The 11,564-nt window shown below is 65.6% G+C and carries 6 protein-coding genes and 2 pseudogenes; 5 read left to right on the forward strand and 3 right to left on the reverse strand.

The window, feature by feature from the left end; genetic code table 11:
• Positions 1-15: 15 nt before the first annotated feature.
• A pseudogene (locus ACX5I6_RS19100) lies at positions 16-1,748 on the reverse strand (flavin monoamine oxidase family protein).
• Positions 1,745-3,271: an amino acid permease gene (locus ACX5I6_RS19105; RefSeq protein ID WP_461841494.1), complete on the reverse strand. Its 1,527-nt coding sequence runs from the start codon at positions 3,269-3,271 to the stop codon at positions 1,745-1,747. The pseudogene ACX5I6_RS19100 and the gene ACX5I6_RS19105 overlap by 4 nt, the downstream one beginning before the upstream one ends.
• Positions 3,272-3,443: 172 nt before the next feature.
• On the opposite strand from ACX5I6_RS19105, the pseudogene ACX5I6_RS19110 reads away from it, so the two are divergent.
• Positions 3,444-5,059: pseudogene (locus ACX5I6_RS19110) on the forward strand (PucR family transcriptional regulator).
• On the opposite strand, the gene ACX5I6_RS19115 reads toward ACX5I6_RS19110, so the two are convergent.
• The gene (locus ACX5I6_RS19115) at positions 5,056-5,973 is read right to left on the reverse strand and encodes a nitrilase-related carbon-nitrogen hydrolase (protein WP_461841495.1); all 918 of its coding nucleotides are present in this window, start codon (positions 5,971-5,973) and stop codon (positions 5,056-5,058) included. The pseudogene ACX5I6_RS19110 and the gene ACX5I6_RS19115 overlap by 4 nt on opposite strands.
• A gap of 235 nt (positions 5,974-6,208) precedes the next feature.
• On the opposite strand from ACX5I6_RS19115, the gene ACX5I6_RS19120 reads away from it, so the two are divergent.
• From ACX5I6_RS19120 to ACX5I6_RS19135, 4 genes are all read left to right on the forward strand, one after another.
• A complete protein-coding gene (locus ACX5I6_RS19120) occupies positions 6,209-7,399 on the forward strand; it encodes an ROK family transcriptional regulator (protein ID WP_285248329.1) in 1,191 nt (396 codons plus the stop codon).
• A gap of 130 nt (positions 7,400-7,529) precedes the next feature.
• Positions 7,530-9,089, forward strand: a complete 1,560-nt coding sequence (mmsA, locus tag ACX5I6_RS19125; RefSeq protein WP_461841496.1) for a multiple monosaccharide ABC transporter ATP-binding protein — start codon at positions 7,530-7,532, stop codon at positions 9,087-9,089.
• Positions 9,090-9,134: 45 nt separating this feature from the next.
• Positions 9,135-10,418 carry a multiple monosaccharide ABC transporter permease gene (gene mmsB / locus ACX5I6_RS19130; RefSeq protein ID WP_461841497.1) on the forward strand — a complete coding sequence of 428 codons (1,284 nt, stop codon included), beginning with the start codon at positions 9,135-9,137 and terminating at the stop codon, positions 10,416-10,418.
• A 49-nt stretch (positions 10,419-10,467) separates the two neighbouring features.
• A complete protein-coding gene (locus tag ACX5I6_RS19135) occupies positions 10,468-11,562 on the forward strand; it encodes a substrate-binding domain-containing protein (RefSeq protein ID WP_387457284.1) in 1,095 nt (364 codons plus the stop codon).
• Positions 11,563-11,564 lie beyond the last annotated feature (2 nt).

Here is an 11,564-nt window from a genome sequence, read left to right on the forward strand (position 1 = left end):
GCGCCGAGCCGGGCGCTAGTCCAGGCTTATTGGGCCCAGTTCGTCCAGCAGGTCACCCGGGCCGGGGTTGCCCGGCGCGGATGACCCCCCCAGGTGGTTGACCACGCCCCATACGGCGTTCAGGCCGGTGGTGACGGCGCCTTCGGCCCAGCCGGCCGTGAAAGAGACGTCGTCGCCGGCCAGGAAGATGCCGCGCTGGGATTCGGGCAGCGCGTCCTGCTTGAAATGCGTGAACAGCCGCTGCTGGTAGCGGTAGTGCCCGGGCAGGTTGGCTTTGAAGGCGCCCATGAAGTTGGGGTCCGCTTCCCAGGACACGGTAATGGGCTGCCCCACGATGTGCCCGGCGATGTCCACGCCGGGGTAGATCTGTTCCAGTGAGTGGAGCATCAGCTCCACACGTTCGTCCGCGTCCAGGGCAAGCCATTTCAGGGCGTCGTCGTTCCAGGTGTAGGACAACAGGATCACGGCGGGCTGGTCCGGGCCGTTGTCCAGCAGGTACGTGGCGCGGTTCAGCCGGTCCGTCAGGGTCATGGACAGGACTTCGTGGCCGGTGTCCGGGTCGGTGTCCTTCCAGAACGGCCGGTCCACCATGACGAACGTCTTGGACGACTGCATGTAGTGCGAGCGCTCCATGGCGGTCCACAGCTCAGCCGGGAACAATGCTTCCTCGGTGTGGATGCGGGTGGACAGCAGCCACGACTGGCAGGTGCTCACTACGGCCGGGTAGCTGGCCTCGCGGCCCCAGCGTTCACGGATCCGCAGGTTTCCGTCCGGATCGCGGCTGATCTTCCCCACAGCGCCGCGGGGCGAGCCGGAGTGGAGCGAAGCAAGGGAGGTGCCGGCGGGCCAGTGGACCAGGTCCGACGGCGCGTGCTGCCAGAGTGCCTCGGGTAACCGTTGCGCTCCTCCGCGGATGAACCGGTGCTGGTCGTCCGCGTCGGTGTAGACCACGCGGAGGATTTCCAGGATGGAGTTGGGGAAGTCAGTATCCCAGCCGCCCGTGCCGAACCCCACCTGGCCGAAAGCCTCCCGGTGGGCGAACCCTGCCTGCTTGAACGAATCGCTCGCGGCAATGAATCCGTAGAAGGTCTGCTCATCCATCAGCGGGAGCAGTTCGTTCCACAGTTCCTTGATCCGGGCCGTGTCGCGGGAGCGGATGGCGTCCTGCATTTCGGTGAACTTGGCGCCGTCGTTGACGGCCGCCTTCCAGGCGTCGGCGACCTCGCGGAAGAAGGGTGGAAGGTCGCCCGGCTTTTCCGCATAGTGCTTCTTGCCTGCCAGCTCGATCACGGTGCTGGAGGTGGCCTCGGCCAGTGGGTTGGGGAACTCACTGGTCTCCAGGCCCAGCAGGTCAACGTAGTGGTAGAAGGCCTTGCCCGAGACCGGGAACCGCATGCCGCCGAGGTCCGCCACCACGCCGGGAAGCCGGGGAAGGCGGCGGTGCGGAGCCGGCCGCCGATCTGGTCTGCCTCGTAGACCACCGGGCGCAGGCCGAGTTTCATCAGCTCATAGGCAGTCACCAGGCCGGAGAGCCCGGCTCCGATGACGGCCACTTCGGTGCCGTAGAGCTCCGGCGGGACGGAGCCCATGCCGTCCGGGTGGGCCAGGTAGTGGTCGTAGCTGAAGGGGAAATCGGGGTTCAGCATGGTGATGGGCGCCCGGCCGTCGGGGCCCTGCCCGGTTGCTGTGTCCGGCCGGGTGGAGGTGCTGGAGGGATCAAAGGCCGGCAGTTCGGTGGCGGTGGTCATGAGTGTTCTGCTTTCACAGGTTCCTGGCGCGGGGCCTTGGCGGTCAGTTCACGGTAGTCGAGCTCGCTCAGGGCCGCTACCTTCGAGTTTCGGCGTCCGTAGCCGAAGTAAATGGCAATCCCCACGAGCATCCAGGCGCCGAAGACCACCCAGGTATCGGCGCCGAGGTTCGCCATGAGGTAGGCGCACATGAGCGTTCCCAGCACGGGCGTGACCGGGTACAGGGGCACCCGGAAGCTGCGCTCCAGGTCCGGGCGGTTGCGCCGCAGGTAGATGACGGCGACGTTGACCAGCGCGAAGGCGAACAGCGTTCCGATGCTGGTGGCGTCCGCCAGCGCGCCGAGCGGCACGAGTCCTGCGGTCAGGGCGACGGCGGTTCCCACGATGAGCGTTCCGGCGGCAGGGGTGCCGGTCCGGGCGGAGACGCGACCGAAGACCCTTGGCACCAGGCCGTCCCGGGACATCGAGAGCAGGATGCGCGTCTGGCCGTACAGCACGGTGAGGACGATGCTGGCGATGGCCAGGACGGCGCCGATCGAGAAGACCAGCGCAATCCATGGCTGGTGGGTGGTCTCCTCCAGGATCTGGACGAGGGCGGCCTCGGTACCGTCGAACCAGCCCCAGGGCCGGGCGCCGATGGCGGCAACCGCCACGAGGACATAGACGCTGGTGACGATCACCATGGAAAGCAGGATGGCCCGGGGAAGGTCGCGCTTGGGGTTCCGGGCCTCTTCGCCGGCTGTGGAGGCTGCGTCGAAGCCGATGTAGGAGAAGAACACCCGCGAGGCAGCTGCGGAAACACCGGCGGCGCCCATGGGCAGGAGCGGTTCGAAGTTGCCCGCATTGAAGGCGGTAAAGGCAACGGCGCAGAAGAAGAGCAGGATGCCGATCTTGATGATCACCACGGCTGTGTTGATCCAGGCGCTTTCCCGGGCACCGCGGACCAGCAGGACCATGGCCAGGACCACGATGGCCATCGCCGGGATGTTCACCAGTCCGCCGTCGCCGGGAGGCTGGGACATCGCATCCGGCAGGACCTGCCCAAACGCGGCCAGCGCTTCATTGACGTACTGGCCGGCACCTACGGCTACTGCGGCCACGGAAACGGCGTACTCAAGGACAAGGCACCACCCGCAGATCCACGCCATGCCCTCGCCCATGGTGGCGTAGGAGTAGGAGTAGCTGGAGCCCGCTACCGGAACCAGGCCGGCCATTTCGGCATACGACACCGCGGAGAGGAGCGCGGCCAGGCCGGCAATGACGAACGAGATCCAGATGGCCGGCCCGGCCAGCGGCACCGACTCGCCAAGGATCACCAGGATCCCGGTCCCGAGTGTGGCGCCAACACTGATCATGGTGAGGTGGAGGACGCCGAAGCTGCGGACCAGCGCAGTGCCGCCCTCGCCGCTTCCGGCTTCGCTGACCATCTGGCCGATTGGTTTGCGGCGCAGGAGCTGGTCTGCCAGCCGGGGCCGGGTGGCACCCGGCGCAATGGGTTTTTCGGTGGTCACAGGCACAGTCACCGTTGACGTCCCTTCAGAGTAGTTTTCGGTTTCCCCTCCCCAAGGTTGGCATGTGAGCCAACTCTCAGGGCGGTGCAATATGACCTATAGTTGCCAACCATGAGACTATCTGCACACCGCCACCACGGGCCAACCGCAGTCCGGGCGGGCCGCTCCGCCGTCCCGGTCCGCCATGCCCACTGAGCCCGCAGCCGCCGGGCGGCTGAGCTTCGTCACGCTCCAGCAGTTCCTCGACCAACTGCCGCCGCTGTTGAAGACGCTCCACGACGGCGGCAGCGGCGAACGGCTGCTGCGCTGGGTGGAGCCCAGCGAACTGGAGGATCCAACGCCCTACCTGCCCGAGGGCGAGTTCCTGCTGACCGCGGGCCTTCCCTTCCTGGGCAACGGCGGGGCGCCCGCCCGCGTGGACGCGTATGTCCGGCGGTTGGTGGACGCCAAGGTAGCGGCCCTGGGATTCGGAATCAGGCCCTACTTCGACGCCGTCCCGGACGTGGTCATCGACGCGTGCCGGCACCACAACCTCACCTTGTTCGAAGTACCGGAATCCCTGCCCTTCGCGGCAATCGGCCTTCAATTCTCCCAGCTTCTGGAGTCCGACACTGCGCGGGTCTTCCGGCAACTGGCGGAAACCAACCGGCAGCTGATGCGCGCAGTCCTCTCACCCAGGCCGGAACACGAACTGCTGGCGGCACTGGTGCAGCGCGTGCCCGTCTGGGCAGTGATGGTGGGAGCGGACGGCCGGGTCCGGGCCCGCGGCACCAGTGGCGGCGGCAGCCCCGCCGTCGAACTTTCCCTGCTGGAACCCATGCTCAAACGCTTGTTCTCCGGCAGCGGCCCCCGGGTGGAGATGGACGGGTTTGACCTGCCCGGCTCGGCCTTGGTGGTTGGCCATCCGCTGCGCAGCACCAAGGACGCGAACCTGGGGGCACTGGTCCTGGGTTCAGACGCACCGTTGACGCCGGCGCAGAACAACGTGGTCCAGTCCGCCGTCGGACTCCTCGAACTGTTGGTCCGGCAGCGAACCAGCGGTTCGCTGGCACCCAGCCAGCTGGCTACGGCTGTCCTGCTGCACCCCGAAAGCCTCACCAGCGGGAGCGCCAGGCACCTGAACGCACTCAGGGACCTGATGGCGCAGAGCCTGTCCTCCACCCGGTCCGCGGCCATGCGGGTGGTGCAGGGCATCAAGATGGACGCACCGGAGTGGCCCGCCGGGGACAGCCCGGTGCGGAGCTCCTGCAGTGGCGGCGCCTGTTTGATACCAAGCTGGTGGAAATCACCGATTACGGATTCGCTGCAGTGACCCGGTTGAAGGTGGACGACTCCCTGCTCGCCGAGGTCGAAAAGCTCGGTTGGCGCCTGGTGGTTGGCGAACCCACGGAACTCACCGGCCTTGCCGCCGCGTACCAGGATGCGAGTTCCCTGCGGAGCCGCGTGCAGAGGAGCGGGCAAAGCGTGCGCGCCGACGAGGTTCAATGGTCGGTGGCCGGGCTGCTGGGCCGCGAAGCAGGGACCATGCTGGCGGAACGGCTCCTACATCCGGTGCTGTCCCTGGAAGCGGACCGGCGCGATCCGCTGCTGGCGGTGCTGCGCGGCTGGCTGACCGAGAACGGCAGCTGGGACGGCTCCGCCAAGCTGCTGGGACTTCACCGGAACAGCGTGCGGCGCCAGGTAGGGGTCCTTGGAGACCTCCTCGGGATGGACTTGAACCAGGTGCAGGTGCGGGCAGAGCTGTGGATTGCACTGCAGTACGCGGACACGTTGACGGGCCCGACGGCGGGCAGCAGCTAGGCCAGGTGACCCGCGGGCCGGGCCGGGCCTGGCGCAAGCCGGGCCTCCCACTCGCGGTACAGCTCCGGCCGGCGCTCCCTCAGGTACGGCACGTCGTCCCTGGCGGCGCGGACGGCCTCCGTGCCCACCGTGGCGAACAGCAGTTCCGGAGCGTTGCCCGCCGCGGCCAGCAGGCCGCCATCCGGCCCCGCCACCACGCTTCCCCCGCCGAACGTGTAGGAATCCTCGGCGCCACAGTGGTTGGCGTAGGCCACGTTGAGCTGGCTTTCCAGCGCGCGGGCGCGGACAAGGACCTGGGGCACCGCCCCGTAGCCCGCGGACAAGGCGGTGGGCACCAGCAGCAGTTCCGCGCCGCGCGCGGCTGCGGCCCTCGCGGCTTCGGGGAATTCGATGTCGTAGCAGATCAGCAGTGAGGTGCGGATGCCGAGGAAGTCGACGACGGCGGGCGGCTCCCCGGCCGGGACGAACGCCGTGCGTTCCTCGTCGCCGAAGAGATGCACCTTGGCGTACCTAAGAAGTTCCGCGCCGGAGGCGTCCACCAGGGACGCGGAAATGTGCCAGCCGGCGCCGCCCGCACGGTCCATGTCCCCGGAGCCGTCGCCCCCTTCGTCGGCGGCACCGGCGGCCTCGGCAGCTTCGGCGGCTTCGGCAGCTTCGGCCGGGAGGCTGTAGACGAGGCCAATCCCGTGGCGGCGGGCAATCCCGGCGAGGCTTTCGCGGAGTGCGGGAAGGGCTGCCGGGTCCAGTTCGCTGCGCAGCCGCAGCGGGGCGTAGCCCACCGGGAACAGCTCCGGCGTCAGCAGCAGGCCGGCGCCGGCGCGGGCGGCCCGGCTGGCAGCCTCATCAATGGTCCGGAGATTCGCCTCAACGTCCAGGACCGCGGCGTTTGCCTGCAGGACGGACAGCAGCATCATTACCACCTTCTGTATGCCTGCCCGTGGTGACTGGACGGGCCGGACTGTTCACTCCTCCAGCCTAGCCAGCGCCGCGTGGAAGGCGACGGGTCGTTTGGACCCGTCCATCCCCGCTGCGGGACGGAATGCCCACGGGCGGCTCGCGGCAGCGATCGGGCGCGTTCACTGGACACCCGCCCGTCGTTATGCGTTAACTTCTTGACTACAAGAGGAACGATAGGGCAATCTTCTTAGCATGTCCGCAACCACGCGCTCAACGAGGAGCAAGCCCAAGAATCCCGGCTCGCAGTCAGCCCTGCGGCAGCTGAACCAGCAGCGGATCATTGAGGCCCTTATGGGGGGTCCATCCACGCAGGCGGAGCTCGCCCGGCAGACAGGGCTCTCCACTGCCACCGTCTCGAACATCGTCAAGATCATGCTCGACTCCGGCCTGGCCTCCACCGAACCGATTACCAGTTCCGGCCGCCGGGCATTGAACGTACGGCTCAACAGCAACGGTGCCGTTGCGGTTGGCATCGATTTTGGCCGCCGGCACCTGCGGGTGGTCCTGGCCTCCCTCAGCTACCACGTCATTGCCGAAGAGTCCGTGATGCTTCCGCTGGGCCACCAGGCGGACGACGGCATCCAGGCGGCGGTGGAGCTGCTGGAGAAACTGCTCCGGGAAAGCGGCGTGGAACGGAGCTACATGGTGGGCGCCGGCGTCGGAATTCCTGGCCCGATCGACCGGCGGACCGGTACCGTCGCGCAAGGGGCAATCCTTCCCGAATGGGTGGGCATCAACATCCTCCAGCATCTTGAGGAAACCTTGAGAATCCCCGTGTTTGTGGACAACGACGCGAATCTGGGCGCGTGGTCAGAAGTCACCTGGGGGCAGCATTCGGGGGTCAGCAACCTGCTGTTCCTGAAGATCGGATCCGGCATCGGTGCCGGCCTGATCCTCAACGGCGCACCGTACTACGGCAATGTGGGAATCACCGGCGAAATCGGCCATGCCACCATCCACGAGCAAGGGCTGGTGTGCCGGTGCGGGAACCGCGGATGCCTGGAAACCATCGCGTCCACCACCACCATGATCGAGCTCCTGAGCCGCGGCGAGGACCGGCCGTTGACGCCCGCCGACATCGTCAGGAAAGCCTTGAACCGGGACTCGGCAACCCTGCGCGTCGTGGACGACGCAGGCCTGGCAGTAGGGCGTGCCTTGGGCAACGTGGCCAACCTGATCAACCCCGAAGTCATCGTGGTGGGCGGGCCGCTGGCAGGCCTGGGCGACATCCTGCTGGACCCTATCCGCAGGGGGCTGATACGGCATGCCGTGCCGGTGATCGGCGAAACAACCACCTTGGCCATGTCCTCGCTGGGCGACCGCGCCGAGGCCCTGGGGGCGGCCGCTTTGGTGTTCCAGCACGCAGGTATCCGACGCTCGTAGACCATTTCGTTATCCGGCAATTGCGTTAAGACTTGACGACAACAGCTGTGATCCAGTTTACTTTTGGTTCAGACGGCCCTGCGCTTTGCCGGCCGGACAAAGAAGTCATTGCATTGGAGGGTTAGGGCTCATGACGTCCCAGACCACGCATACGGATCCGATCATCCTTGAGATGCGGTCCATCACCAAGGAATTCCCCGGCGTTAAAGCCTTGTCGAACGTGAGCCTCCGGGTCAGGGCCGGCGAAATCCACGCCATCTGCGGCGAAAACGGCGCCGGCAAGTCCACCCTCATGAAGGTTCTCTCGGGCGTCTACCCCTACGGCAGCTACGACGGCGACATCGTGTACCAGGGCCAGGTCCAGCAGTTCAAGGACATCAGGGCCAGCGAGCACGCCGGAATCGTCATCATCCACCAGGAACTGGCGCTGATCCCCGAGCTGTCCATCATGGAGAACATCTTCCTGGGCAACGAACCCACCAAGCGGGGCGTCATCGACTGGGCCGAGGCCCGGCTGCGGTCCCTGGACCTGCTGGCGCGGGTGGGCCTCCGGGATGACCCGGACACCCCCATCAAGGAAATCGGCGTCGGCAAGCAGCAACTGGTGGAAATCGCCAAGGCGTTGAACAAGTCCGTGAAGATCCTGATCCTGGACGAGCCCACTGCAGCCCTTAATGAATCCGACTCCCAGCATCTGCTGGATTTGATGCTGGGCCTGAAGGCAAAGGGCATCACCTCGATCATCATTTCGCACAAGCTCAACGAGATCGAGCAGGTGGCCGATTCGATCACCATCATCCGCGACGGCAAGTCAATCGAGACGCTGGACGTCAAGAAGGACGGCGTGGACGAGGACCGGATCATCAAAGGCATGGTGGGCCGGACACTGGAATCCCGATTCCCGGACCACACACCCAAGATCGGCGAGGTGTTCTTCGAGGTCAAGGACTGGACTGTTGGCCACCCGGCCATCCAGGACCGCCTGGTCTGCAAGGGCTCGAACTTCTTCGTCCGCCGAGGCGAAATCGTCGGCTTCGCCGGACTCATGGGTGCCGGGCGCACGGAACTGGCCCGCTCGGTCTTCGGCCGGTCCTACGGCCGCTTCATCGACGGCCACATCTACAAGGATGGCAAGGAAGTGGTCCTCAAAAACGTCCGGCAGGCGATCGACGCCGGACTGGGCTACGTCACCGAGGACCGCAAATCGCTGGGCCTGAACCTCCTGGATGACATCAAGACAACCACCGTTGCGGCCAACCTGCGCAAGATCAGCCACAACTTCGTGGTGGACGCCAACCAGGAATTCACGGTTGCGGAGCAGTACCGCAAGTCGCTGCGGACCAAGACGCCCTCCGTCGAAGAAGGCGTCGCCAAGCTCTCCGGCGGCAACCAGCAGAAGGTGGTCCTCGCCAAGTGGATGTTCACGGACCCCGACCTGCTGATCCTCGACGAGCCGACGCGCGGCATCGACGTCGGCGCCAAGTATGAGATCTACGGCATCATCCAGCAGCTCGCCAACCAGGGCAAGGGCGTCATCGTTATCTCCTCGGAGCTACCCGACTTCCTGGGCCTGTCCGACCGCATCTACACCATCTTCGAAGGCGCCATCACCGGTGTCCTGACCAAAGACGAGGCCAGCCAGGAAAGCCTGATGAAACTGATGACCTCCGCTACCCGAAAAGCCGCCTGACCTTCTGGCAATCCCCAGAACCTTCCGGACACAAGGACTGACACCATGAACGCCCTCAAAAAGCTGTTTGGCGGCAACACCCGCCAATTCGGCATGATCTTCGCGCTGGTTGCGCTGATCATTTTCTTCCAGATCTTCACCGACGGCCGCACCCTCACTCCCGGCAACGTCATCAACCTCTTCAACGGCAACTCCTACATCCTGATCCTGGCGATCGGCATGGTCCTGGTGATTATCGCCGGCCACATCGATCTCTCCGTGGGTTCGGTCGCGGCGTTTGTCGGGGTCAGCGTCGCCCTGGCCATCCGCGACTGGGGAATCCCCTGGTATGCGGGTGTGCTCCTGGGCCTGCTGCTCGGAGCCCTGATCGGAGCCTGGCAAGGCCTGTGGACCGCGTATGTGGGCATTCCGGCCTTCATCGTCACCCTGGCCGGCATGCTCCTGTTCCGCGGCTTCAACCAGTTCGTAGGCAAGTCCAACACCATTCCCGTCCCGGAAGACTTCCAGTACCTCGGCTCCGGCTACCTTCCTGAGGTAGGACCGGACACCGGGTTCAACAACCTGACACTCCTGATGGGCATCGCCGTTGCGGTCTTCGTCGTCGTAGGCGAACTCCGCGCCCGGGCACGGGCCAAGGCGCTGGGCGCCGGCGTCCCCGAAATGTGGGTGACCGTGGTGAAGCTGGTGCTGATCTGCGCCGCCATCCTTTACGCCACGTACCTGTTCGCCACGGGCCGGCCCGGCACGTCCTTCCCCATCCCCGGCCTGATCCTGGCCGTCCTGGTCCTGATCTACGGCTTCATCTCCTCGCGCACCGTCGTTGGCCGCCACGTCTACGCTGTCGGTGGCAACCGCCACGCAGCCGAACTGTCCGGCGTCCAGTCCAAGAAGGTCAACTTCCTGGTCATGATGAACATGTCCATCCTGGCCGGACTGGCCGGCATGATCTTCGTGGGCCGCTCCACCGCGTCCGGCCCCTTTGACGGCGTCGGCTGGGAACTGGACGCCATCGCCGCTGTCTTCATCGGCGGCGCGGCAGTGACAGGCGGCGTGGGCACCGTGGTCGGCTCCATCATCGGTGGCCTGGTCATGGCCGTGCTCAACAACGGCCTGCAGCTCCTGGGCGTCGGCGCCGACCTCACCCAGATCATCAAGGGCCTGGTCCTCCTGATCGCCGTCGCCTTCGACGTCTACAACAAGTCGCAGGGCAAGCGGTCCATCCTCGGCATGTTGACCCGGAACATGAACCGCAACACCGCCGGCCCCAGCGGCCCCATCCAGCCTGACGAAACAACCTCCACCAAGGAAGCGATCGCCAGGGAAGCCTGAAGTTTGCAGCCTGAATACTGTTCCATCACACAAAGAAAGAGAACCAACAATGCGAATGTTTGGTAAAGCAGGGAAGGCCGCAGCGGTTGCTGCCATCGCAGCACTGGCGCTGACGGGCTGTGGACGCTCGGAACCCTCCGGTGGTTCCAGCAGCGGTGCCGCAGGATTCGACCAGAACTCCTCCATCGGCGTCGCGCTTCCGCAGAAGACCAGTGAGAACTGGGTCCTGGCCGAGAAGCTGTTCAACGACGGCCTGAACGGCGCAGGGTTCAAGGCTGACGTCCAGTTCGCCAACGGCGGCGTTTCCGAGCAGCAGAACCAGATCAGCGCCATGGTCACCAAGGGTGCCAAGGTCATCATCGTGGGTGCCATCGACGGCTCCCAGCTGGGTACCCAGCTCAAGCAGGCAAAGGACGCAGGCGCCACCATCATCGCCTACGACCGCCTCCTGCTGAACACCGCCAACGTGGACTACTACGTGGCGTATGACAACTTCAAGGTCGGCGTTCTCCAGGGCCAGGCCCTGCTGGACGGCCTCAAGGCCAAGAAGCCGTCCGGCCCCTACAACATCGAACTGTTCGCGGGTTCACCGGACGATGCCAACGCCAAGGTGTTCTTCGACGGCGCCATGAGCATCCTGAAGCCCAAGATCGACGACGGCACCCTCAAGGTTGTCTCCGGTCAGGCCAGCTTCGAGCAGGCCGTAACCCAGGGCTGGAAGGCTGAGAACGCCCAGCGCCGCATGGACACCCTGCTCAGCGGCAGCTACAGCAGCGCCAACGTTGACGGCGTCCTGTCCCCCAACGACACCCTGGCCCGCGCGATCCTGACCTCCGTCAAGGCCGCAGGCAAGCCGATCCCGGTGGTCACCGGCCAGGACTCCGAGGTTGAGTCGGTCAAGTCCATCCTCGCCGGCGAGCAGTACTCCACCATCAACAAGGACACCCGCAAGCTCGTTGAGCACGCAATCACCATGGTCAAGGACCTGCAGGCCGGCAAGAAGCCTGAGGTCAACGACGACAAGTCCTACAACAACGGCAACAAGGTTGTACCCGCCTACCTGCTGGAGCCGGTCATCGTGACCTCCGCCAACGTGAAGACGGCCTACACGGACGACCCCGTACTCGGCCCGATCACCAAGTAGCA

It is taken from the genome of Arthrobacter sp. MMS24-T111 (genome assembly GCF_054888995.1).